Genomic DNA, 23,611 nt, shown 5'->3' with positions numbered 1-23,611 from the left:
CATACTTAGCTCATGCACAGGTTTGAAATTATTCCCAATGTAACTTTTCGATATGCCCGTTGAATCAAAGGCATCCTATACTCAGGCTTCTTAATTTTGGGTTGTAGCTTTTCTTAACAGCGACAGACAAAAATTAGGGTGGTTAGGAATAATTATAAAAAACTCGCAGGCAATATACGTCTATGAAACTCTGGTCAACTTTCTCAACGTACCAAAAGAAAAACTTTTTCTATTTTCAAGTTTTCTCGGTATTCGCCAATCTTCTGGTTCTCGTACTGCCAATTTACAGTTTGCAGGTATTCGATCGCGTTCTTTCTTCAAGAAGTACAGACACGTTGCTCTTTCTCGCGTTAATTGCGATTTTCTTGCTGTTAGTGCAAGTTTGTATGGACTATACGCGCCAACAGATTCTCAATAATCTGTCCTCAATTTATGACAGTTCTTTTGGTGAATTGCTGATTCAAAAGAGCTTAGGCTTATCATCTAAAAATGCAGCGGCAGCACACAAAGCCGTTCAGGATCATCAGTTAACGAAGCAGTATCTAGCCTCGCCGTTTCATCGCAGTTTGTCAGACCTCCCCTGGACATTTATTTTTATTATCGTTTTGTTTTTGCTGCACCCATTGCTGGGCATGTATGCGCTGCTCTCTACCGTGGTATTGGGTGCCGCCAGCGGATTACTGCTTCTCTTTACCCACAAAAATATGAAAGAGGCACGTTCGCTTTCTGTTCAGCATTCGTCTTCTGTTCAAAAGTTATTCAGTAAAGGCAAGTTGCTTAAGTCTTATCAGGCATCTGGAAAAGTCGTTGATCGCTGGAGACAAAAACAGTCAAAAACGCTGGAACAGGATGAACGTTCTAAGCGAATGACCAACCACGGGCAAACGGTACTGAAATTTATCCGCATGTGTGTTCAGGTTGGTGTATTCGCCGTAGGTGCCTGGTTGGTGATTCAGGAACAGATTATGGCGGGTTCTTTGCTGGCTGCTTCAATTCTACTGGCGAGAATCCTTGCCCCAATCGATCAGGGTGCAAGCCAGTACTTTGGCTGGCTAGAATCAAAAGAAGCCTACAAGCGTATTTCCACCATTCTTGCTAGCCATCAGGACGACAATAAGATGGACATCGCAATGGAAGAGATTGAGTTGTCCGTAGACAAGGTTACCTATCGTGGTATCGGTGAGCGATTACTGGTTCACAACATTGGCTTCAATCTCAAGCCCGGACACTGTTTAGCAGTGAAAGGTGCTTCTGGTTCGGGTAAGTCAACGTTACTCAAGCTACTCGCTAACTACTACTCACCCACTCAGGGGCAGGTTCGAGTTAATGGCATCAATGTTGATAAGCTCGATCCAAACCGTCTGGCTCAATCGATTGGTTACTTGCCTCAGGTGATAGATGTATTCGATGCCTCGGTATCCGACAATATCAGTGGTTTCGGGGATCATCTCGACCTGGATGTACCTGAAAAAGTAGTGAAAGCCAGCAAAGCGGCACTTTGCCACAGTTTTGTCGCTAAACTTCCTCAAAGTTATGGAACGACACTGGGGCTTGAAGGTGTGGAGCTTTCTCGCAGTGAAATGCAGCGTCTTGCGCTCGCCAGGTGCTTCTATTATCAGCCCAAACTTCTCATTTTGGATGAACCAACGTCTTTCTTAGATAACGCCATGGTCCAGCAACTGGTTAAAAATCTGGATGAATGGAAAAAGGCGGGGGTAGGAATCATCTTCGTTAGTAATTCACCTCAGATGATGAAATTGGCGGATTACGTGGTTGAGCTGAAAGACGGCGTTATTCACGATGCTTTCGAAAACAAACCCAAACAGAATAAGAATAGCGTGAACATTGCTAGCCATAGCAATTATCAGGCTATTAAGTACTAGGAGCGGTGATATGAAAGATTCTCTCTCCTTAATGACAGATAACAATCGCTTAATTCGTCGTGCGTTAGTATTCCTTGTAGTTAGCTTGGGCTTCTTTGCTACCTGGACATGGTTCGCCAAGCTCGATTCTGCCGCTATTGCTTCAGGTATCGTGATTGTTGAAAGCAAGCGTAAGAGCATAGAACACCTTGAAGGTGGCATTGTTGCCGATGTGTATGTCCGCGAAGGACAGCAAGTCGAGAAAGGGGCACCTCTGATTAAGATCTCAGATATCACTTTTCAGAGTCGCCTTAAGCAAACACAGCTAACGTGGATCAGCCGTCAGATCGAATACCAGCGTCTGCTGGCAGAGCGAGGCAATCTGGATCGGTTTGTGCCTAATCTGGAAAAGGATTTGTTTCCACATTTGGTGCTGGAAATTGAAACCTTAATCGCGAACCAGCAGTCTCTATTCGCAAGTCGTGTGGACATGCGTAACAAAGAACTGGATATTGTCGATTCGCGCTTGAAACAGACCAAAAATCGCCGAGCATTTTCTTCTCAAATGCTCGCTCAGCGTAAGCAAGCCCTCGAATTTCTTAATGACGAAATTGAGATGCACGATCAACTTCTTGCCGACGGTTTCACTTCACGTCTGAAAGTGCTGGAACTGAAACGATCGGAAGTATTGCTTGTATCCGACATCATTTCAGTTCAGGCAGAACTTGATGGTCAGATTTTGTCTGTTTCAGAGCTTGAGCAGCAAAAGAGTGCCATTCAGCAACGCAACCGATCTGAAGTCGAAACCAAAATTGCAGAAGTTCGCAATGCCCTTATCTCGCTTGAAGCAGAGCTCAAGTTAGCCAGTGATGTGCAGGCGCGAACGGTGGTTAAAAGCCCCGTTAGCGGTGTTGTACTTGGTTTGCAGGTGAACACATCAGGAGAAGTTGTAGGCGCGGGTGAAAGCTTAATGGAAATTGTGCCAGACAACGACAGCTTGATAGTCGAAGCCATAATTAACCCGACGGATATTGATGTCGTGAGAATAGGGCAGCAAGCCTTAATTCGCCTTTCTGCATTTAACTTCCGGACGACACCACCAGTACATGGTGAAGTGGTTTACATTGATGCAGACAGAATTGAATCCAACGGGGAGGAAGTCAGTGGGTTTAAGGTGAAGGTAAAGCTTAACCAAGACGAAATTTCTAAGAATCCAGATCTGGAACTTTATCCGGGTATGCCAGCGGAAGTCTATGTGCTTCTCGAAGAGAAGCGTCCGCTGGACTATCTACTCGAACCTCTAAAAGTCAGCCTTCTCAGGGCATTCCGAGAGAGTTGATGACATAACTAAAATCCAATTGAAATATCGCGAGGGTAATGTCGACAGGTCTTGATATACCCACGCGAGTACATTTACCAATAACAATAAAGATATAAATTTTTTGGGCAAGGACCCAAACAGGACTAAGAAACGGAGTTGTAATGATCAAGAAATGCTTATTTCCGGCAGCTGGCTATGGAACGCGCTTTTTACCGGCAACGAAATCAATGCCGAAAGAGATGATGCCTATCGTAAACAAACCACTTATTGAATACGGGGTTGAAGAAGCGATTCAGGCAGGAATGACGGACATGTGTGTGGTGACAGGGCGTGGTAAACACTCTCTAATGGATCACTTCGACAAAAACTACGAACTGGAGCATCAGATCAGTGGCACTAACAAAGAAGAGCTGTTGATCGACATTCGTGAAATTATTGATGCCGCGAATTTCACCTACATTCGCCAGCGTGAAATGAAAGGTCTGGGTCACGCGATTCTGACAGGGCGTGAGCTGGTGGGTGACGAACCTTTTGCTGTGGTTCTTGCTGATGACCTTTGTGTAAACAGAGCGCAAGGCGTGCTCGCTCAAATGGTCGCGCTTTATAAACAGTTCCGCTGTTCTATTGTCGCAGTAGAAGAAGTGCCAGTTGAAGAAACCCACAAATACGGCGTGATCTCGGGTGAGATGATCAAAGACAAGCTCTACCGAGTTGACGACATGGTCGAAAAACCAGAGCCAGGTAGAGCACCAAGCAATCTGGCTATCATTGGTCGCTATATTCTGACACCAGACATCTTCGAACTGATCGAGCAAACAGAGCCGGGTAAAGGTGGCGAAATTCAAATTACTGATGCGCTTCTAAAGCAAGCCAAAGCTGGTTGTGTTCTGGCGTACAAGTTTGATGGTCAGCGTTTTGACTGTGGTAGTGTTGAAGGTTACATCGAGGCAACAAACTACTGCTACGAAAATGTTTATTTGCAAGGACGTTCTTCCGAGCTTGCAAAAGAAGTGACTGGTAAGAAATAATACTCTGAACCGAATTCAGAGAAATATTGAATGAAAAACTTCGATACTCAACAGACCAATCATGCCAACTTCGTGGTTGGTCTGTTTGTTTTGGTCGTGCTAAGCGTTGCTAGCCTTTCGATTTTGAAAAGTGCCGGTCTGCTTTCTGGTGATCTTGGACAGGCAGTTCAGTCACACGACCTGATTTTCCACGTCGCATTTGCCTTGGTACTGGGTGGGTTAGCTGGACTAGCGAGTCGCGCTTCTAACAAGCCAATGGTCGCGTTATTGCTATTTTTCGTGGTAACAGATGAGTTATTGCAGATTTGGTTACCAACACGGCAGTTTTCCTGGCTGGATATGGCTTGCAATGTTTTTGGGTGTCTAGCTGGTGTACTGCTATGCCACTTTACTCTATTTGCTTATACTCAATGGTTTAACAGACCGACAACCTAAAAATCGCTGTCATTGATTTCTACCTGCTATTACACTTGTGCGATGTTCTAATAGAAAAACAATGACATGCGCATCATTCACACCTCAGACTGGCATCTTGGGCAAAACTTCTACACAAAGAGCAGAAAGAACGAACATCAATCCTTTCTGAACTGGCTCCTCCAACAAATTGAACAGCATAATGTCGATGCGTTGATTGTCGCGGGAGATATCTTCGATACAGGATCTCCCCCAAGTTACGCCCGAGAAATGTATAACCATTTTGTGGTGCAACTGCAAAAATCAGACTGCACTTTGGTGGTATTGGGAGGAAATCACGATTCCGTATCCGTCCTGAATGAAACCAAGCAAATTCTCGCCTATCTCAATACTCATGTGGTTGCCAGTAGCTTAGAACAAAGCCAAGATCAGGTTGTGGAATTGGCAGACGGCAGTGGAAATGTCGGTGCGCTGCTTTGTGCGATCCCGTTTTTACGTCCACGTGATTTAGTCGTCAGCCAGTCAGGAGACTCCTCCACTGACAAAAGGTTAGCAATTGCAGATGCAATTAAAGATCATTACGCCAGTGTCTATCAGGCAGCAGTTGAGAGGCGAAAAGCGTTAGGTGTCGATGTTCCGATTATTGCCACTGGGCATTTAACGGCATTAGGCGTAAAGCAATCGGAATCTGTACGCGATATTTACATTGGAACTCTGGAAGGGTTTGCAGCCGACGGCTTCCCGCCCGCTGACTACATTGCTCTGGGGCATATTCATCGCCCGCAGATTGTCGCAAAGCAAGAACACATCCGATACTGTGGTTCCCCCATTCCACTCAGCTTTGACGAATTGAAGTCGAACAAACAGGTGCTTCTGCTCAATTTTGAACATTCCCATTCTCCAGAGATCACTTCGTTAGAAATTCCGAGCTTTCAGCCAATGGCAACTGTATCTGGTTCGTTGACCGAGTTGGAAACCGTGCTGAAGAAATATGCAGAGAGTGAAGAAACGGTTTGGTTGAGTATTGAGGTTGAAATCGACGACTACCTGTCAGATTTACAGCAAAGAATTCAAAAGATGGTAGAAGATCTTCCTGTTGAAGTGCTGCAGCTTAAACGAAGCCAGTCCGCAAGAAGAAAGGCGCTCAGTCAGGAACGAAATGAAACGCTGGACGAACTGAGCCCATTAGACGTTTTTACCAAACGCATTGCGCAAGAAGTATTTGAAACGGATGAAGAACTGGCTCGCAAAGCACGGCTTGAAGAGAAGTTCATTCGCATCGTTGCTGAGGTCGAGGAGGAGAAAAAGTGAAAATACTGTCTCTGAGGCTTAAAAACCTGAACTCTTTAAAAGGTGAATGGAAGATCGACTTCACTCAGTCACCATTCACCGACAATGGTTTGTTCGCGATTACTGGTGCAACCGGTGCAGGAAAAACCACACTTCTTGATGCAATCTGTCTGGCGATTTATCACAAAACCCCTCGGCTTGGTCTGTTAACCCAATCCAGCAACGAAGCCATGACCAGAGGAGAATCTGAGTGCTGCTCAGAAGTGGAATTTGAGGTCAAAGGTAAAGCCTACCGAGCGTTTTGGAGTATGCGTCGTTCACACAAAAAAGCGGACGGCAAGCTTCAAGCTGCGGAAGTGGAACTTGCTGAGGTGGAAGGCGGAAAAGTGATCGCCTCGCAAGCGAAGAAAAAGCTGGAAGAGGTAGAGCGCATTACCGGGCTGGATTTTGACAGATTCACCAAATCCATGATGCTGTCTCAAGGTCAGTTCGCGGCTTTCCTGAATGCCAAAGAATCAGAACGTGCAGAGTTGTTAGAAGAGTTAACAGGCACTGAGATATACGGTCTTATATCAGAACGGGTTCACCAGCATTGGTCAGAGTCAAAACAAACCTTGATTGCGTTAGAATCAAGGGCTCAAGGCGTTCAACTGCTTGATATAGCTTATCGTGAATCGCTAAATGAAGAACTGTCTTCGCTAAAAAACCAGCATGGAACTGCGAAAAAAGAGAAAGAGTCCTTTGATCAATGCGCTAACTGGATAAAAGAAAAAACCGATTTGGCAGCGGAGCTTAGCCAAACGTCGCAATCGTTGATTAATGCTGAAACAGCACTTGCCGAAGCCAAGCCAGAGCTCGATAAACTGGCTGATGCCGAGCCTGCAGAGCAAATCAAACCACTGCATGACAAACTTTCTGACATACATAATACATATCGCCAGTACACGGAATCCCTAGAGAGCCTTCGCAAGCAGGCAACTGAGCTGGAGTCAGAATGCAAGGACGTTGATGCGGAAGTTAAGGTTTCAGAATCGGCGTTGCAAAGTACTAAGGTCGCTCAACAGGCGTTAGAAGACCTGATTACACAAACTGTTATCCCTTTGGACAGTGATATTTCACAAGGTAAACAAAAGCAATCGTCCTTACAGTCTGAAATTCATGAGAAGAACAACAAAAAGCAAGCACTGGATGTTTCTTACCAACAGCTCACAACCAAACTGAAAGAACAGAGTGACACGATCGCCGAGAGCGAAAAATTCATTGAGCAAAGTGCAAATTTGAAAGACGTGGCTCCAAAGCTGGAAGGTTGGAAAGTCCAGCTTACAGCCCTTGAAGAGTCAAGTCGCGAACTGACCGAGATTGATTTAAATCTGTCTTCACTCGGTATTCAGCAAGCTGAGCATATTGAAAAGCAGAAAAAAATAGAATTTGAGTTGGAGCTGGCTCATTCAGAACTCAAATCGAACAAAGAAAAAGAACTTCAACTGAGTTCTAGTCATCAGGCTTTATCTGGGGCTTCCAGCCTTGAAGAGATGGAAGCCCAACAACAAACAATGAATCAGCAAGTTATTGTTTCCCATCAGTTACAAGGGTTTCAGGAACGCTGGTCTCTGGTCTCTAATGAGCAACAGCAGCTATCTCAAAAAATGGCTCAGCAAGAGTCTGAACTGAAGCTTCAAAATCAGCAGCGAAACAGCTTGCGGGAACAATACAAATCTCAGAATCAGCTAGCTCAGTCACTTGCTCAACTTGTGACACAGGAAGAACATCTTGCTGTCTACAGATCCAATCTGAGAGATGACCAGCCATGCCCACTCTGCGGCAGTCTTGAACATCCGATACTTGCTGATGGTGCCGTGTCAGTGCCAGAAACCATTGCTCAAAAAGAAGAAGCAGAAAGACGTTTATCCGAGTTAAAGCATCAGGGAGAAGCGCTGTCGGTCGAGATAAAATCTGTTGAGTTCCAGTTTTCAGAGAATCAGAGCAAGCTGTCGGCAGGGCAAACGGAACTGGAACAACTCCAGTTGCAGTGGAACCAAAAACTTCCGGCACTAGACAAAGCGATTGATATTGTTACGCCTTCCAGTGCAGCAATTTTGACAGCAAGCCTAGAAGAAAAGGTCAAAGCCAGTCAGTCTCAGATCAGTCAATTGAAAGCCGCAGAAAAAGCTTTGGAAGAGTCGCAGAAGCAGACTTCCACACTGTCAGAGAAAGCAGTGCAGCTTGAAAATCAGCTTAAGCTTGAAACGAAAGACACCCAATTGATTGAGAAGAAACAACAGGATTTTGCTGAGCGTAAGCAAAAACTGGAAGCTCAACGCTTGGAGCTACGTCAGGATCTGCAAAGTGCGATGTCAGAAGCGAATCTGAAGGTTCCGGACCAGAATGTCGAACTATGGATTAATGAGCTAAAAGATCAGGTTGACGCGTTTCAGAATAAGGAAAAACATCTTAGCGAGCTTCGTCATTCGGTTACCTTGGTATTGGCAGACCAGAAAAATCTCGATTCTCAGCAAAGTGAGTTAACAGATGCTTTAAACCAGTTGCAAAAGCAGTTAGTCGAAACGTCAGATCTGCTTAATGAACGAATGGCGAAACGAGCGGAAGTGTTTGCAAACAAGTCAGTTGACGATGAAAGGCTGAAAGCTCGCGAACAAGTGACACAGGCAGAAAGAAGCACCGAGCAGATTCAGATTAAGCACAAGTCTCTGAAAGAAAAGCAGGCATCTCTTTCCGGGCAGCAATCATCAATCAATAACAGCCTAAGCAATACTGTGGTTTCAAAGAGCCAGATCCAGAGTGAATGGGAACAAGCTTTGTCATCGAGCCCCTTTGATACTGTTGAACAGTTCCAAAGTGCGTTGTTACCAATCGAGGAAAAAGCTCGCATTCAGCAGCTCAAGCAGTCGTTGAATGATTCGATTACTCAGCTTAAAGCCATTCATGAAAGCGCTAATCAGAAACTGAGTGCTCTGAACTGCCATGAGAAAGCGTCTGAGTGGAATGATATCAAGCTAGAAGACATCCAAAACCAACAGACCGAAGCCCAAAAACATCTGGAAGAACTGACGAAACGTGAAGGTGAAATCACTCAGGAACTGATGTCCGATGACAAAAGGCGAGAAGAGCAATCCTCATTGTTTGAAGAAATTGAACAGTACCGGGTTGAGTATGATGACATCCAGTATTTGCATTCAATGATTGGGTCACAGAAAGGCGATAAATTCCGTAAATTTGCTCAGGGTCTGACTCTTGATAACCTGATTTATCTGGCGAACAAACAACTTTCAAGGCTCTATGGTCGATATCAATTGCAAAGAAAACAAGGAGAAGGGCTTGAGCTGACAGTATTGGATCTTTGGCAGGGCGATAATGAAAGGGACACCAAAACACTATCGGGTGGGGAGAGCTTTCTCGTGAGTCTTGCACTGGCGCTGGCGTTGTCCGATCTGGTGAGCCACAAAACCAGCATAGACTCCTTGTTCCTAGATGAAGGTTTTGGCACCTTAGATGCGCAAACATTGGATATCGCACTGGATGCGTTAGACAGCCTGAATGCATCTGGAAAAATGATTGGCGTCATCAGCCACATAGAAGCGATGAAAGAACGCATTCCAGTCCAGCTAAAAGTGACCAAGAAGAGTGGTTTAGGTATCAGTGAGTTAGCGCCTGAATATCGCTTTAACCCTTAACTCCGACGACCTTAGAGATCTGATAAGTAATGACAAGAGATAAAACCTCTGAAACCAAAGAATTAAAGCTGGAAAATCAGTTCTGTTTTCCTCTTTACAGTGCAACCAATGCCGTCGTCAGGGCGTATCGTCCTTTACTTGATAAGTTGGACCTGACTTATCCTCAGTACTTGGTCATGATGGTGCTTTGGTCACAAAATGGCATTAACGTCAAAGAGCTAGGGAATAAACTGTATCTGGATTCAGGTACACTGACCCCGTTGCTAAAGCGACTTGAAGGCAAAGGGCTGGTGGAGAGAAAGCGCGCGCAGCATGATGAACGAGTGCGCGAGCTTCATCTGACGCAATCTGGGCAGAAATTAAAAGCACAAGCGGAATCAGTTCCTAAGGAAATGGTGTGCTCGCTCGATATGGATCTGGATGATTTGATCACTATGAAGCGATTGTGCGAAAAACTGCTCAAGAAAATCGGCTAGCCGTATCGGAACCTTTTGGGTATAGAATTTTCAGGGAGTGAAAATGAACACAGTATTGGTTGAGAATAAGAAGATAAGCCCTTCTAAAGTGTTGTGTGTGGGAAGAAACTACTCGGAGCACATTGTTGAGCTTAATAACAGCATTCCTGACCAAATGGTGGTATTTAACAAGCCAAACAGTTCTATTAGCACGACGCTAACCTCTTATCATCAAGAACCTCTGCACTACGAAGGTGAAATCTGTTTTGTTATCCATAACAGCCAAATTACTCATGTTGGCTTTGGTCTGGATTTAACCAAGCGCGCATTGCAGTCGGAGTTAAAATCTAAGCAACTTCCATGGGAAAGAGCCAAAGCCTTTAATGGAAGTGCTGTTTTCAGTCGATTCATTCCCATTTCTTATGCCGATATCCCAAACCTAACCCTAGAGCTGTTTATTAATTGCGTTCGAGTGCAATCTGGCGGCGTTAAAGACATGATGTTCAAACCGTTAGAAATTGTCGATGAACTGCTTGGATATACTCAACTGGAGGATGGCGATGTGATTATGACAGGCACCCCAAAAGGTGTTGGGACTGTCGAGAAGGGCGATGTGTTTCTCGCCCGAATCAAATGCAATGACAAAACTCTGATTGAAACAGAGTGGGAAGCAAAATAACTTAGCTCGCTTAAATTGGGAGTGGGGTCGAAACGTCAACTAAAACCCCGGCAGGGTCTTCTAGTAGTAAGCGTTTCTGCCCATAAAATGTGGGCTCCGGCGTTTGCAGTACAACGTAGTTGTGCTGTTCAGCAGTCTTGAACACGCCTTCTACGTCTTCAACCACCAAAGTAACAAATAAGCCACTCGCAGCTCCCTGATATCTGGGAGGAACTAGTTCATGCCCTGCGACGATCAAACCCAGCTCAACTTTGCTTTTTGGGTGAATCAATTGAATAAACCATTCACTTTCAAATCCGATTTCAAAGCCAAATAGCTCTTGATAAAACGTTTTAGACGCAAGCAAATTATGGGTGCAAAGCGTGGTCATCAGTCGATCGACAGACATTTCTAGATTCCTTCCATATTGTCCGCTCGCGGTATGGCGAGCTTTATACCCAAGTGACCTCAAGATACTAGGTTCAGCGAGAATTAACTGGTTTTCAGACAAGACACCGATTTGAAGATCTAGTGGCTCTAAATCAAGAATCGGTAACGCAGTATGAAAGCCAGTTAAACTCGCCCTTGGGAGCCCATATTCTGTCCCATTTCTTCGTCAAAGAACTTGGAAAGGACTGGTCATTCCGCTGCGTTCTTTTTCTTGAACTGAAACAGAATATGAGGCTCTGAATCCCGTATCTTGAGGTCACTTGGGTATAGCAGCAAGACAATGTTTTAGCATAATTTTATGACCGAAGTAAGAATCTCATTAATCAGATGTTAATCAATATAATAGCCAATCATGTGCAGTGATATTTGTATAACTCTTTGAAATTTTTAAAACAATTCATCGGGTTTGTAGAAATTGCGTATCACAAAATTTGTGCAGCTCCTCTCAAATTGGCCCTCTCAAACATGCGACCATGTGAATAACACATGATGTGAAAGAAAATAAATGGATGTTAAATAAACACTTTTTAGCTGTACTTTCGTTGGCTGTTGTCGGTGGTTGTTCTCACGTTCCCGATACAGAAGTCGCGGATTTCAGCCAATCTGCATCAAACATGCTTGAACACGTATCAGGTGTTGTTAATGAGTATAACGACGCGAAACTACATCGGGATTTAACTCTGCTTGCGGCAAAATACAGTGGCTCTTCTAATGCAAACCTCAAATCTTCAGAGTTTGAACCTTTAGCGGAATTCCAGTTACCCGATTCATCTCCAATTCTTGGTATTTCTAATGCTCTGAGAGAATACGCGAACGCCTTACATCGACTAGCTATAGCCAGCAATGAAGCAGACGTAAGCCTCGCAGCATTCAACTTTTATCAAGCAGCTGAATCTTCGAGCTGGAATGGGCTGAAACCGTCAGAGCAGGAAGCTGGTCTGATTCAAAGTGCGATGGCGACATTGGCGAGTGGATACAGTGAAGAGAAAAAGCAGAGGGTGCTGAAGAGCATCATCGTTTCATCAGATCCAGCTATTTCTGAACTGAGTGACTCCCTAATGGAGCTAATCAAGAAAAATCAGATAGGCACAGCCATTTACCTCTCACGTTCGTACGTTTTGAGCGAAGAAATACAAGACTTCAACCGTCGTGCAGACATTCGACAATTACCCCTCAACAAAAGCCGGGAAGAAATAGAGCGTTTGTATGAACAATGGGAAACCATGGCAGCAACCCCTTTATTGGTCGAGCAAACACTACAGGCGATTGATACCTTTAAGTCGACACACAATGAGTTGGCGTTGAGCCTGGTAAACGAAACCTTCTCCAAAGCCACATTAATTCAAACGCAGGCAAGAATGAAAGAGGTATCCGCGCGATTTAACACGACTAAGAATCTACTGGCTAGCTGTAAAACAGGCGTAGAAGTTCAGGACAGCAAACTAGTCTGCAAAGGCGAGGCAAAATAAGATGACGGATAAAGTAATCGATGAAATACATGCGAGTCTACAAGCCTTAAACCAAGCCGCAGAGTTGGCTACAGGACAAGAGCAAATAGAAATACGAGAGCAGCAACAAGCCTTGTTTCAGCGTTTGGATCGCTGGATGTTTGAACGAACAGGCAAGGTTTCTGGCGATGTAGATTCTGCTATTGCCTTATTGAAAGATCAGCAGCAAGTTGCGGCACAAGCCGAAGAGGGTCTCAGCGATCACGTAAAACTGCTGGTCATTTCCAAGAAGGTTGTAGAAGCGATCGACAAAATACTGGATGTGGTTTCCTGACAAACACCTCATTCTGCTTTCAGTGTTTGTCAGGGTTAAAAATAACTACATGATCACCACGTGATCAAGCACAGCTACAACGTTAGGGTGACCTCGAACAATGATTCGAGATTCAAAAACTCCGGATGGATAGATAATTTTATACGTACTCAAGTTATCAGTGCTTTCAGGAGCGTATCGGTTTTTTCCAGGTCCACCTTTTCCATTGCCAACCCCAGCCAAATCAGAGTAGTCTCCATTGTAGTTTTGCCCGGTTGGAACCCCATTTTTATGCAGGACACGAATGTCTTTCCATTCACTCCCCACTTTATACTGAACGGCAAGCTCACCTTCTTTGGCACGGTTGTAAGACCCTAGAGAAACACTGAGTTGTTTGATTTCGCGTCCACTGGTACTTTCAAACGCAATATTGGCGTTATCTCCTCGCAGCAGCAGCGTAGAACGCCCATTTGATTCTTTCTGGTTGCTGACCGATACGCGGACATTACCAAAGTTCTTTGAGACGTTTTTGCCCCATGCCCCAGCATCTGGAGAGTCAGACCCCGTAAGTTCATCGTTAGTGAAGGTCAAAGAAAGCATATTGCCAATTTGAAGACGATTTCTCACAGACCATACATGACCATTAACCCAAGTGCCGTTTACTTTGCTATCTATACGCCAGTAAAGTGCATCTCGGGCGTCATTGACGTTAATCGCGACTGATCGCTTGCTTCCCATTAGGCTGGAAAATTCGGGGCGGTTAAGAGATGGATCAAAACCATAGGTGAGCTTGAATTCACTCGCGTTCTCATTTTCCCATTTAAGATTAATGGGTTGGTCAAAGAATACTGCCTGACCATTAAAAGGAGAATGGGTGTAGGCTGGGTGGAGACCTCTTGCAATTTGCTTCACCTGGTCTGGAGTCAAAGCATAAGTAAATATCTGGACGTCATCGACATCCATTTTCTCTGAAAGAAATTTTGTTGATGTTTCCCAAATACTCGGGTTCTTTTTGCCAGCGTCGGAATTGGTTGTTCTCATAAACCAAGGACCATAAGACTCGGTATGCAAGTCTCGCCCCGAACTATACCAGTAATGCGTACCGCCCGGGTAGATACCTCCAAAGTTTTCAGGCAAAGGAACATCTACCATGAATCTTGCCGGATCGCTGTCCAATGCCATCGGGATGGCGTTTCCATCAACATATGTTGTGACGGTATTTGATTCTCGGTTCACCACCCAGGTGATCACGTGGGGTTTGTTATCATTAACGACAACAGCGTCGGGTGACGCATATGCGTGGACCTCATGCGGGCGTTGACTGAAATTCTGCTGAGTGAAAAACTGTCGTCCAACCAGTGTCCATCCCAATCCTTTGGCTGGTTCACCTTTCGATACCACCCTATGTTGATTGCCATTGAAATAGGAGAGCGCATAGCCATCATCCAGTTTTCCCTGTCCAACCAATGACAACTCCTGAATCGTTTTGTGAAGCTGTCCATCACCACCAAGGGAAATGAAATCACCATCCTGAGTGAGCCTTAGGGAGACAGAGAAGCTTGATTTCCCCGGAGCGAGCTCATGAGGCATATAATCTCTATGAGTCATGGTGTCATTTTTCTCGTAGACCGTGTCGTAACTGCCCTCCATCAGTATTTGCTGGGTAAAACCGAGGTTAGGGTACTTAGGATTGCGGTGGAGCAGGGACGTATACTGCTCCTTACCAGCCAGGTTATGAACCTGATCAACACGATATTTTTCTCTCGCGTAAGTTTCTAAGTCGCGTCTCTGGTTAAATCGACTCTTCTTGAAAAAGGCGACTCTGGAGACGGATATAACTTTGACATGAACCTCTGACTCATCTTTCATTCCTGAATCATCAATGATGGTGTAATGAAAGTGGTCGTCTCCCACAAAACCTTTTGGTGCTTGGTAAACCACCTCTCCATTCGGACTCCAACTAACGCTACCAAAGGCATGAGAGCGGGAATCTACGTGATGGAGTTTGATGCTCCCACCTTTGAGGGGGCCATTGGCATCAAAGTCGTTTTCTAATACGTTAATGGATGACTTCCCATCTCGATGAACATCCAGATGATCAATATTGGCATTCGGGCTTATTCTTGATTGCAGCGGACCAACAATTGTTCCTCTGGTTGCGGCAGGAGAGGACTTCATTACCGAAATTGCATTAGTAGGAATGAGTTCCACAGCTCCCATTACACTATTGGTTTCAGGACCAATGTTGTGACCCAGGTTAAACGCATGACCGATTTCATGAAGGGTGCACCATGCTGACAGGCTGAATTCACAGAAGCTGGTAAGCCCGGCGTTCGCGCCAGAATTTCTTGGACCAGTAAAGTAGTGAAACAGCGAAAACTTCCTTTTCAATGCTTTTCGTAGTGCGCTTTGTTGCTCTCCCAGCGGCACAGAACCGGATTTTTGCGTGATTAAGCCACCAGGGTAACTAAAACGGATAAGGGCATCTCGCGTAAAAAGATAATCCAGCAGGTTTGCTACGTAGTCCATTCCGCCAATTGCTGATTCCAGATTGCTTCCAAAAATCTTGGTGTAGCTGTCTTCCGTTGCGTGGAAGGTAATATCAGCTCGTTGGAGGTAGAACTCATTTTTTCCCGGAATAGGGCTGGTTAATGAAGGCTCGGGCAGTTTATGGCTGTTGGAGGTCAGCTGAAGATCAGACGGAGAGCGATTCATATCGTCCAATTGGCTTTTAGTGTTTTTTTGTTGAGTTTCTACATCCAGGTTCTTTATTTCCCAGCTTTTAATCCCCCCATAAAAGACTCGCCCGTAGAATTTATTCTGGCCATCAATATATCCCACAATCATAGATTCGGGCTGCCCGATCACTTTACCTCTGTAGCTGCGCACTTCTGGAACGTAATCAAGCAGCTTGATTTGGTTGGATTCATCTGAATTGAACACGTAGAACTGTGCGTTTTTCTGTCGTACTGAGAATTTCTCTAGCTCAATCATATAAGGTCGACCAGCGAACTGAATAGTTTTACTAAACGTCTTAGGTAACTGCTCGAACTGATTTATTCCAGTATCTGGAATGTCGGGTTGGGTGGGTTTTGAGTTATTTCCACTGGGTGGGGTTCCGTTTGTAGGGCTAGAAGAATCACCACCACACCCAACCGATAAAGTCGCAATTAAAACGGATAGAACTAAAGGCTTTTTAATCATATTTTCAGCAAAAGCAAGGGATTAGAGTAGGCTGAAAATTATATTTGATTGAATACAGGGCTAGTGTGTAAAGCGTTAAACAAAACGCCATGCTTGATTAAGCTAGGGAAAGATGTCAGCTCCCATAAAGGGAGCTGACAACGTTTTACTTGAGGGAATACACGGACAAAGTGCCACTGACTTCGTTCGCTACCAATAGAAGTGGGCGGTTAGTCGGGCTGTCTTTTGCGTTTATAAACTTAAACCCTTCCGGAGCTAAATCACCGGCTTCGACATATTGACCAGTGGTCGAGACTGGGTCGGCTTCGTCATCTATCTCAAACTTGGCATTGAAATCTCGGTTAACCACATAATCTACGAAGGTCGAGTTGGCTGGGGAAGTAATATCATAAATGACAAAACCACCCATTCGCTCAAGCCCGACAAACGCGTATGTTCTCCCATTGATTTTGCCAAGAGCCAATCCTTCTGGCTCCACGCCTTTATCATCGGAACGGTTGTCCATTTTGTTTTTGGTTTCGTTGGTATTTAGCATAGTCGGGTAGCGCTGTGCGACAACTTTTTCAATCTCTCCTGCGCTGTCAAAGACCTGCTTTCCATTCGCATCCCAAATGGAGAATGATCGTCCCCCGTAGGCGACCACTTTTTCATAAATGCCGTCGCCATTTTCGTCACCCATTGCGGTTGTGACTTTTAAGCGACCAAGCTCCGCTTTTGCTAAATGGTTGGCTTGAGGGTGGTTAGGAGCCAGCTTTAGCTTACCTGCACGGGTTTCTTCGCTGTAGCCAAGGCAACCATCTTCTGCATCAAACTCTTTTCCTCCTGCCTGAAGGCACGTGGCTTCGTTCTCAGCATAAAACCAGTAATCTCTGGCGTCTCCTTCATTCGCGGTCACGATGTAATCATTACCTCCAACCTGATAGGCTGCGATCGTATCGGGTTGATACAGGCCATAAACGCCTTCCCAGAGACGAATGTTTACCTTGCCGTCTTTGTCGCTGACATCCAGAGCATTCTTAGCCTCGCCATAATCTTTTAACCCTAAACCAGATACCTGAACGATCTTTTCTGCGGCTATGTCGATTTTGGCTACTGCGTTATTTTCTTGCAGGCTAACCCAGGCGTAACGGCTATCTGGGCTGACAGCGATGTATTCTGGCTCAATATCCTGAGCCAATGTTGTCCCTTCTGGGCTGGCATATTTAAACCCTTGGGAAATCAGTGTTGCCTTCTGGTTTTCGAAGGTTTTGAATGTCATGTGAGAAGCATTTTGTGCAGGCAGACCGTTCTTCACATTTATCTTAGAAATGGAGCCTTCAGGGTCAATTTTGTAGTTTTTGCTTGGCTCACCTTCATTTGCAACCAATGCAGACCGACCATCTGGGGTAAACGTCACCATATCAGGTAATGCACCCACTTCCACAGCATGTAAATACTGCGAGACGTTGTCTTTTAATCGATAGAAAATCACCACGCCCGGTGCTTGTTTGTTTTTGTTGGCAACGGCGACAGCCATAAGATCATCGTGTATTGAAATTGAGTTCGCTCCTCCCAGAGGAACGACTTTTCCGTTTTCAAGTGTCACAGATTGCGGAAGCAGCAGCGATTTAGCGACAAGGGTATTTGCCGTGGTTGGATTACTCAATGGTGTTGACGACAATGCAGACAGAGCAAGAATGTCGATTCGGTTTTTGGCGCCATTAACCACATAAGCCATGCCTGAGCGCTTGTCGAAATCGACTATTTCGGTTGCACCTTCACCATAAATGCCAGACTGATAACGTCCGACTAAATCCACTTGAAGAGAATTTGCCTGAGAAGCAACAGACACAAAAAAAGCGCTACAAGCGCCCAAAAGAGATAGGGTCTTCATCCTGATATTCCAATATATCCATATACTTTAAGCACTGAGAACCGTAAATACGCAAGCTTCAATGCCTTTTAAACTGACTGAAAAGTCAGTGGTAATTTCACTGGTGGATGACTTAGGACCAAGGAACCTAAATATATGATCATTCACCGCACTAAAGTCTGTGCGGCTTTGATGACACAAAAATGTCAGTTTGATGCGGGTTTTATGATGCTTTTATTACCCGTATTGAAAATGTTTTAGTGACGCTGTCACTTGTTTTGTAATTCACCTAAATACGTATGCCAGTTCGTACTGATGGTGTTGTAGTTGTATTCGCAGTAGCCTTCTCTTTCTTCCCGGTAATCTTTCCCTGTTTCATCCAGTAATCCGGCGAATTTTTCTGGATCGCTGCCATATACCAAGCAAAGAGTCTGAAAGTATCGTTGTAAGTTGAAGCTATGTTCGCCTGCGTATTCAACCAATTGGTAATGATCGGGCTGTCCCTCTGTTTCAAAGTCAAACATGTCGGCAGCACTGATAGCCGCGTCTGCGCCGTTTTCAACGTATTCAATCATCACAATCGTCGCGAGGTTGTCTACTGCATCTTCCTCTTTACCTAAGACTGGGATCTGTTTGTCTGCGATGTAAGCGTGACCAAGCTCGTGCAATAAAGTGTGGAGTACAGTGTCTATCGCCCCTTGTTCAGCCTTCTTACCGTACTTTTTCTCATAACTGTTTTTGGCAAAGTAATTTTGGGCTTCACTGACAAAGAAGTAAGGCATTTGGACGGTGTTGGATTCAGGGTCAAAAAGAGGGCCGTCGTCTGAGCCGTATTCGATGGTCAGTGGTTTATCAAAGGGAAATAAGTTTTCTCCGAAGCCGACAACTAATTCGTTAACACCACTTGAGACTAGTAGCGACTTGACGGCTTTTTCGTCTTCACTGTTGGGTTCTAGGTAGACGAGTTCAATATTGTTTTTTGCCAACACAGATGCTGAAAGAAAAGCGGTCGCGATTAGGCTGCCATTAAGGATCCGTTTCATGGGGCTCTCTTATTTTGGAAGTTTTGAGTATAAAAGTAGCATTGACTTTTAAACTGTTGAAATACAATATTGCGTCGAATTAGACAAAGGAGCCCGTTATGGCAAAGAAAGGTAAAAAGGTGCAGCCAATATCAGACCAATCTGAAGTGTTGCAGCATGAACATGGTAGGGGAGTGATTCAAGATAACGCCCTGAAAGCGGTAGTAACCAGCGAACTATTTCGAACTAGAGTTGTTAAAGCGAAGAAAGGAAAAGGCAGCTTCAACCGTAAAAACAAACATAAAGGCAAAGAGCCCTATTCAAAGCAAGCCGCATAATACGCTTCTTTTGAATAGGGCTCTTTCTTTGTGAGGTATATGACTTACAGGAACAAGATGCCTGTCCAGACCAGCCCTGCAAGGAGTAGAGCAACAAAAACGGCTGCAGAACCAATGTCTTTTGCGCGCCCACTCAGTTCATTCCATTCCGAACCAAATCGATCCACCACCGCTTCTACCGCGGAGTTAAGCAGTTCAACAATAATGACCAGCAGTACCACGCTGATCATGGCAACTTGCTCAAGCGGTGTAACAGGTAAGAAAAATGTCATGGTGCTAAGGAAGATTAGAAGTACCACTTCTTGACGAAAAGCAGCTTCATTTTTCCACGCCGCTTGTAGCCCTTTCATAGAGTATCGAGTCGCATGAACCACGCGAGTCAGTCCGGTTGCACCTGGTTTCATTTTTTTCCTACAGTTTCCAAAAAACAAAGAACGCATTGTACCTGATTAGTGAGGTTGGGTGCTATGTTGGATTAAATTGAGGTTTATAAAGAGTTATCGGAATATTTTATTCTTTTTTCATAGGGTTAATTTCATTGACAGCTATGAGTGGTTTCTTACTCTATGTAGCACACGCTTTGGCAATGGATTCTGAAAAATAACAGGTGAGTAACGGATGAACTACGATGTCTTTAATGGGGATGCAGACGGCATTATTGCGCTATTACAACTTCGGCTGAAAGAACCGCGCGACGCGCAACTGGTAACAGGTGTGAAGCGTGATATTAAGTTGCTTGGTAAATTTGAAGCTCAAAATGGCGATCAGGTCACGGTGCTCGATATCTCCATGGAAAAGAACATAGACGCCTTGCACAAAGCGCTTGAAGCGCAATCTCAAGTTTTCTATGCCGATCATCATCGTCCGGGGGACATACCTGCGTCTGAATATCTGCATGCACATATCGATACGGATCCTAATACCTGTACGGCACTGATTATAGATAAGCTCCTCGAAGGTAAATTCAGGTTATGGGCAATCACTGCAGCTTATGGCGATAATATGATTGCAACCGCGGATGCTTTGGCAGATGAGCAGGGACTCAATGATGAGCAGAAAGCAATGCTCAAAGAATTTGGAACGCTGTTAAATTACAACGGTTATGGCGCTAAAGTGGATGATCTTCACTATCATCCAGCCGATCTTTTCAAAGCGCTACTGCCATTCAGTTCTCCGTTTGATGCCATCAATAGTGCCGAATCCCCATATCACGTTTTAAAAGCAGCTTATGAAGAAGACTTTGCGAACGCATTAGCAGCAAAGCCTGTTCATCAGTCAGATAAGCTGGCGGTTATTCAACTTCCAAATGAAGCGTGGTCTGGCAGAATCAGTGGTGTACTTGGCAACCATCTAGCGAATCAAACCCCTGACTCTGCTCATGCTATCGTGACCCAAAATGCAGATAGCACTTTTACGATCTCGCTAAGAGCCCCTTTGAGTAACAAACAAGGTGCAGGGCAAATCTGTAGTGAATTTCCATCCGGTGGAGGTCGAGAAGCGGCGGCAGGTATCAATGCATTGCCAGCGGATTCTTTGAGTGCGTTTATCCAAAGGGTTGAAAGTTTTTACGCATAGGTGCAGCTTCAAAACCAATGAAATAATCTGCGGTTCTTTCTGGTCTGTTTAATGGTTACTGCAAATGGACAATGACCATGAACAAGACCGTTTTTACATCAATACTCTCTGCTAGCCTGATGACGGCAACTGGCGCAACGCTATTTGCGTCAAACGCTGTCGCTCAAACCTGGACTCATGAAGGGCAGCCAGCTCAACTTGTCGAGCTGTTCACATCCGAAGGGTGTTCTAGCTGCCCTCCGGCCGACCGCTTTCTTAGCAAATTCCAATCATCTGCCAAACTTTGGAAGGACATTATTCCTGTGGCTTTTCACGTCGACTACTGGGACTACTTAGGCTGGAAAGATGAGTTTGCTCACCCTGCATACAGCCAACGCCAACGATTGTATCGCGCGTATGGCTCTCTGAGTTCGGTATATACACCGGGTTTCGTTGTCGATGGAAATGAGTGGCGCGGTTTTTTCTCCAGAAGCCAGTTACCGGCCAGAGAAGTTAATGATAGAGGTGCCCTTACTTTGAATAAAGAAGGCGATAATTTCCGTCTGAACTATGACCAAAATGGAAGGTATACGGCTCATCTTGTGCTTCTGGCGATGGATGAACGTACAAAAATTGCAGCAGGAGAGAACAGGGGCAGAGAGCTGGAACATGACTTTGTTGTACTGAACAAATACCAGCTTACCTCTGAGAAAAAGTGGAACTTTAATGACGTCATGGTCGCAAACAACGCTGATGCTGTTGCGGTTTGGCTGACTAAGGGGAACCAGAGTCAGCCAGTTCAAACCGTTGCGGGTTACATCCAATAATCTTATGGATGAGTAACAGGGGAAGGGTAGGTGTCATCCGGCTTTGATAATAATCTTGCCCAAATCGCTATCAAAACGATGGAAAAAATCAGCCTTCCCCACAATACGGCGTAGATGTCTGCGCCGAGAAGCAGAATAAGCAAGGTATCCTCAATGATGCTGTGGCAAAGCCCAAGAAAACAGACCACGATAAGAGTGTCGCGTTTGGATACCTTGCCCTGTTTTACTTCATCAATAAGCAGACCAGCACCAAAGCTCAGCCCCAATGTGATGCCAATAATCGTAATGTTGGTGGCTTCTTTTCCTATGGTTAGCCCCTTCATCAACGGAGCGAGCAAAAGGTGTAACAGTTTTTCTATGCCAAGCACACGAAGTAACTGCAACAGCATCATCAAAACAGAAATGATAAAGAAGATGGAGACCAACATCTTAAGCTGCTCCATAGCCCAGTCGCCCCAGCCTTCACCGAGAGGTTCGGGTTGCCACAACAGGTTAACATTGGATTGCTGCCAGTCCCCTGTCTGATAAACGGAATGCGCCAGCCAGCCGATAACAAGCCCTCCTCCAACGCGAAACACTATCGTCATCCACCAGGGTACGCCAGCGGCTTTAGCAACCGCACCTTCCATAGGGAGTGAGTGTGCGAACAGAATGAGTAGCCCTAAAACCGTAATCTGAGCACCAGTAAAATCTGCCTGACCAGCGACTTCGTAAAATACAGCCATTGCTGTGTAGATATTGGTGAGAATGGCGACAGCCCAGACCAATCCCCATTCTTGTGGTAAGCCTAAAGCTTCCATGAACGGTGAGAGCAAGATTGCCAGCCATTCTGTACCACCGACACTATCAAGCAGTTTGACCACGATAAGGGTTGGGACCATGATCTTCAGCAGAGTCCAGTACACCCTTAGAATATCCTTTCCCAGTTCGACAATGCCATTCCACAACGCTTTCATTAAATCTTCCTTACTGATTGACCTGTCAACATTTTAAGGGAGTAAGCGAAAAATAATTTTAATTAATTAGGTCTATATTTTTCATAAATTTCTTTTTTAATCTGTTTTTAATAATATTGTTTCTCTGGAGTGTGAGCATAACATTCATAGCCGTTAGCATAATCTACACCAACTCAAGGGAGGGATGTCGTAAACTGTCGCTTGAATCCCATATATAGATAAGGGTCTTTAAAATGGTACACAGCCGCCAAACTAAAGTGTTATACACCTGAATTGTTCAGAACAACGCTTGCACGATGCTTCATTGTTGATCACAAGAGATAGAACATGGATTAAAGCTTAGAAGGGAATATAAGATGTTTTTAGATAGGCTGGACAAAGCCATTTTACGCCAGTTACAAGAAGATAGCTCGATCACCAATGTAGAGCTATCAAACAAAGTCGGTCTTTCTGCTCCTGCATGTTTTAAAAGAGTTAAGCGATTAAAAGAAGAAGGCGTCATTAGAAAAGAAGTGGCGTTGGTCAATCATGCCAAACTTGGACCTATGATCCATATGGTTGTCGAAGTGTTTATGGAGAGGGATCGCCCTGAAATGAATCGCACGTTCATCGATAAGGTGCGTAAGAGCATTGCAGTGAAAGAATGTTATAAAGTGACGGGAGAGGTGGACTTTGTGTTGCTCATTGACTCGCCAGACATGGAAAGCTACGAAGCGCTATGCGAAGAACTGCTTTATTCCGACCCAAATGTAAAAAACTTCACGACGCTTATCTCAATGAACATGGTCAAGTACGACACCAAAATTCAAATTTTCGATTAAAGCCTGTCCACCTTGATTTAAAAATCAGCAAACGGTTGAGTTTGTGAGAAAAAAGTGATGCGAAGGGGTTCCAATTCTCAATACCTATGGCAATATAGAACTCGTT

At 44.8% G+C, this 23,611-nt stretch carries 20 protein-coding genes; 14 read left to right on the top strand and 6 right to left on the bottom strand.

Annotated features, from left to right (window positions below; genetic code table 11):
• The first annotated feature begins 182 nt into the window (after positions 1-182).
• From RH89_RS19880 to RH89_RS19845, 8 genes are all read left to right on the top strand, one after another.
• Positions 183-1,883: an ATP-binding cassette domain-containing protein gene (locus tag RH89_RS19880; protein WP_004405807.1), complete on the top strand. Its 1,701-nt coding sequence runs from the start codon at positions 183-185 to the stop codon at positions 1,881-1,883.
• Between the two features lie 10 nt (positions 1,884-1,893).
• Positions 1,894-3,201 (top strand): HlyD family type I secretion periplasmic adaptor subunit, encoded by a 1,308-nt coding sequence (locus tag RH89_RS19875; protein WP_004405806.1) that lies wholly within the window; start codon positions 1,894-1,896, stop codon positions 3,199-3,201.
• A gap of 143 nt (positions 3,202-3,344) precedes the next feature.
• On the top strand, positions 3,345-4,211 hold the full coding sequence (galU, locus tag RH89_RS19870; protein ID WP_004405805.1) for a UTP--glucose-1-phosphate uridylyltransferase GalU: 867 nt from the start codon (positions 3,345-3,347) through the stop codon (positions 4,209-4,211).
• A gap of 30 nt (positions 4,212-4,241) precedes the next feature.
• Positions 4,242-4,646, top strand: a complete 405-nt coding sequence (locus tag RH89_RS19865) for a VanZ family protein (protein WP_004405804.1) — start codon at positions 4,242-4,244, stop codon at positions 4,644-4,646.
• Positions 4,647-4,712: 66 nt separating this feature from the next.
• Positions 4,713-5,936, top strand: a complete 1,224-nt coding sequence (gene sbcD / locus RH89_RS19860) for an exonuclease subunit SbcD (protein WP_004405802.1) — start codon at positions 4,713-4,715, stop codon at positions 5,934-5,936.
• On the top strand, positions 5,933-9,607 hold the full coding sequence (locus RH89_RS19855) for an SbcC/MukB-like Walker B domain-containing protein (protein ID WP_004405800.1): 3,675 nt from the start codon (positions 5,933-5,935) through the stop codon (positions 9,605-9,607). The genes sbcD and RH89_RS19855 overlap by 4 nt, the downstream gene beginning before the upstream one ends.
• 29 nt (positions 9,608-9,636) lie before the next feature.
• A complete protein-coding gene (gene ohrR / locus RH89_RS19850; protein ID WP_004405799.1) occupies positions 9,637-10,083 on the top strand; it encodes a transcriptional regulator OhrR in 447 nt (148 codons plus the stop codon).
• 43 nt (positions 10,084-10,126) lie between these two features.
• A complete protein-coding gene (locus RH89_RS19845; protein ID WP_004405797.1) occupies positions 10,127-10,741 on the top strand; it encodes a fumarylacetoacetate hydrolase family protein in 615 nt (204 codons plus the stop codon).
• Between the two features lie 10 nt (positions 10,742-10,751).
• On the opposite strand, the gene RH89_RS19840 is transcribed toward RH89_RS19845, so the two are convergent.
• Entirely contained in the window at positions 10,752-11,129 is a 378-nt protein-coding gene (locus tag RH89_RS19840; protein ID WP_004405796.1) for a VOC family protein, read from the bottom strand.
• Positions 11,130-11,679: 550 nt separating this feature from the next.
• On the opposite strand from RH89_RS19840, the gene RH89_RS19835 reads away from it, so the two are divergent.
• Both RH89_RS19835 and RH89_RS19830 read left to right on the top strand, forming a co-directional pair.
• Positions 11,680-12,639: a hypothetical protein gene (locus RH89_RS19835; protein WP_004405795.1), complete on the top strand. Its 960-nt coding sequence runs from the start codon at positions 11,680-11,682 to the stop codon at positions 12,637-12,639.
• Between the two features lies 1 nt (position 12,640).
• A complete protein-coding gene (locus tag RH89_RS19830; protein ID WP_004405794.1) occupies positions 12,641-12,952 on the top strand; it encodes a hypothetical protein in 312 nt (103 codons plus the stop codon).
• A gap of 45 nt (positions 12,953-12,997) precedes the next feature.
• On the opposite strand, the gene RH89_RS19825 is transcribed toward RH89_RS19830, so the two are convergent.
• The 3 genes from RH89_RS19825 to RH89_RS19815 form a co-directional block, all read right to left on the bottom strand.
• Positions 12,998-16,135: an Ig-like domain-containing protein gene (locus tag RH89_RS19825; RefSeq protein ID WP_004405792.1), complete on the bottom strand. Its 3,138-nt coding sequence runs from the start codon at positions 16,133-16,135 to the stop codon at positions 12,998-13,000.
• 145 nt (positions 16,136-16,280) lie between these two features.
• Positions 16,281-18,008, bottom strand: a complete 1,728-nt coding sequence (locus tag RH89_RS19820; RefSeq protein ID WP_004405791.1) for a choice-of-anchor I family protein — start codon at positions 18,006-18,008, stop codon at positions 16,281-16,283.
• A gap of 248 nt (positions 18,009-18,256) precedes the next feature.
• Entirely contained in the window at positions 18,257-19,030 is a 774-nt protein-coding gene (locus RH89_RS19815) for a DUF4344 domain-containing metallopeptidase (RefSeq protein ID WP_004405787.1), read from the bottom strand.
• 98 nt (positions 19,031-19,128) lie between these two features.
• On the opposite strand from RH89_RS19815, the gene RH89_RS19810 reads away from it, so the two are divergent.
• The gene (locus tag RH89_RS19810) at positions 19,129-19,347 is read left to right on the top strand and encodes an alternative ribosome-rescue factor A (RefSeq protein ID WP_004405786.1); all 219 of its coding nucleotides are present in this window, start codon (positions 19,129-19,131) and stop codon (positions 19,345-19,347) included.
• 44 nt (positions 19,348-19,391) lie between these two features.
• Here RH89_RS19810 and RH89_RS19805 read toward each other — a convergent pair whose 3' ends face one another.
• On the bottom strand, positions 19,392-19,751 hold the full coding sequence (locus RH89_RS19805) for a diacylglycerol kinase (RefSeq protein ID WP_004405785.1): 360 nt from the start codon (positions 19,749-19,751) through the stop codon (positions 19,392-19,394).
• 214 nt (positions 19,752-19,965) lie between these two features.
• Here RH89_RS19805 and RH89_RS19800 point away from each other — a divergent pair, with 214 nt between their 5' ends.
• Positions 19,966-20,922, top strand: a complete 957-nt coding sequence (locus RH89_RS19800) for a DHH family phosphoesterase (protein WP_004405784.1) — start codon at positions 19,966-19,968, stop codon at positions 20,920-20,922.
• 77 nt (positions 20,923-20,999) lie between these two features.
• Positions 21,000-21,728 carry a DUF1223 domain-containing protein gene (locus RH89_RS19795; protein ID WP_004405783.1) on the top strand — a complete coding sequence of 243 codons (729 nt, stop codon included), beginning with the start codon at positions 21,000-21,002 and terminating at the stop codon, positions 21,726-21,728.
• A gap of 2 nt (positions 21,729-21,730) precedes the next feature.
• Here RH89_RS19795 and RH89_RS19790 read toward each other — a convergent pair whose 3' ends face one another.
• Positions 21,731-22,684, bottom strand: coding sequence for a hypothetical protein (locus RH89_RS19790; RefSeq protein WP_004405780.1), 954 nt, complete (start codon positions 22,682-22,684; stop codon positions 21,731-21,733).
• Positions 22,685-23,040: 356 nt separating this feature from the next.
• Here RH89_RS19790 and RH89_RS19785 point away from each other — a divergent pair, with 356 nt between their 5' ends.
• The gene (locus RH89_RS19785) at positions 23,041-23,505 is read left to right on the top strand and encodes an Lrp/AsnC family transcriptional regulator (protein WP_004405777.1); all 465 of its coding nucleotides are present in this window, start codon (positions 23,041-23,043) and stop codon (positions 23,503-23,505) included.
• Positions 23,506-23,611: the final 106 nt, after the last annotated feature.

The sequence above is a fragment of the Vibrio nigripulchritudo ATCC 27043 genome, from assembly GCF_000222685.1.
GTDB classification, from domain to species: domain Bacteria; phylum Pseudomonadota; class Gammaproteobacteria; order Enterobacterales; family Vibrionaceae; genus Vibrio; species Vibrio nigripulchritudo.
The sequence above is the reverse complement of the archived record's forward strand: the minus strand, read 5'-3'. Positions and strand labels throughout refer to the sequence as shown.

Coding starts and splice junctions, on each gene's coding strand:
- RH89_RS19840 (WP_004405796.1), bottom strand. CDS start 11,129: ATGTCTGTCGATCGACTGATGACCACGCTTTGCACCCATAATTTGCTT.
- RH89_RS19790 (WP_004405780.1), bottom strand. CDS start 22,684: ATGAAAGCGTTGTGGAATGGCATTGTCGAACTGGGAAAGGATATTCTA.
- RH89_RS19830 (WP_004405794.1), top strand. CDS start 12,641: ATGACGGATAAAGTAATCGATGAAATACATGCGAGTCTACAAGCCTTA.
- RH89_RS19815 (WP_004405787.1), bottom strand. CDS start 19,030: ATGAAACGGATCCTTAATGGCAGCCTAATCGCGACCGCTTTTCTTTCA.
- RH89_RS19800 (WP_004405784.1), top strand. CDS start 19,966: ATGAACTACGATGTCTTTAATGGGGATGCAGACGGCATTATTGCGCTA.
- ohrR (WP_004405799.1), top strand. CDS start 9,637: ATGACAAGAGATAAAACCTCTGAAACCAAAGAATTAAAGCTGGAAAAT.
- RH89_RS19785 (WP_004405777.1), top strand. CDS start 23,041: ATGTTTTTAGATAGGCTGGACAAAGCCATTTTACGCCAGTTACAAGAA.
- RH89_RS19865 (WP_004405804.1), top strand. CDS start 4,242: ATGAAAAACTTCGATACTCAACAGACCAATCATGCCAACTTCGTGGTT.
- RH89_RS19810 (WP_004405786.1), top strand. CDS start 19,129: ATGGCAAAGAAAGGTAAAAAGGTGCAGCCAATATCAGACCAATCTGAA.
- galU (WP_004405805.1), top strand. CDS start 3,345: ATGATCAAGAAATGCTTATTTCCGGCAGCTGGCTATGGAACGCGCTTT.
- RH89_RS19825 (WP_004405792.1), bottom strand. CDS start 16,135: ATGATTAAAAAGCCTTTAGTTCTATCCGTTTTAATTGCGACTTTATCG.
- sbcD (WP_004405802.1), top strand. CDS start 4,713: ATGCGCATCATTCACACCTCAGACTGGCATCTTGGGCAAAACTTCTAC.
- RH89_RS19835 (WP_004405795.1), top strand. CDS start 11,680: ATGTTAAATAAACACTTTTTAGCTGTACTTTCGTTGGCTGTTGTCGGT.
- RH89_RS19795 (WP_004405783.1), top strand. CDS start 21,000: ATGAACAAGACCGTTTTTACATCAATACTCTCTGCTAGCCTGATGACG.
- RH89_RS19880 (WP_004405807.1), top strand. CDS start 183: ATGAAACTCTGGTCAACTTTCTCAACGTACCAAAAGAAAAACTTTTTC.
- RH89_RS19805 (WP_004405785.1), bottom strand. CDS start 19,751: ATGAAACCAGGTGCAACCGGACTGACTCGCGTGGTTCATGCGACTCGA.
- RH89_RS19820 (WP_004405791.1), bottom strand. CDS start 18,008: ATGAAGACCCTATCTCTTTTGGGCGCTTGTAGCGCTTTTTTTGTGTCT.
- RH89_RS19875 (WP_004405806.1), top strand. CDS start 1,894: ATGAAAGATTCTCTCTCCTTAATGACAGATAACAATCGCTTAATTCGT.
- RH89_RS19845 (WP_004405797.1), top strand. CDS start 10,127: ATGAACACAGTATTGGTTGAGAATAAGAAGATAAGCCCTTCTAAAGTG.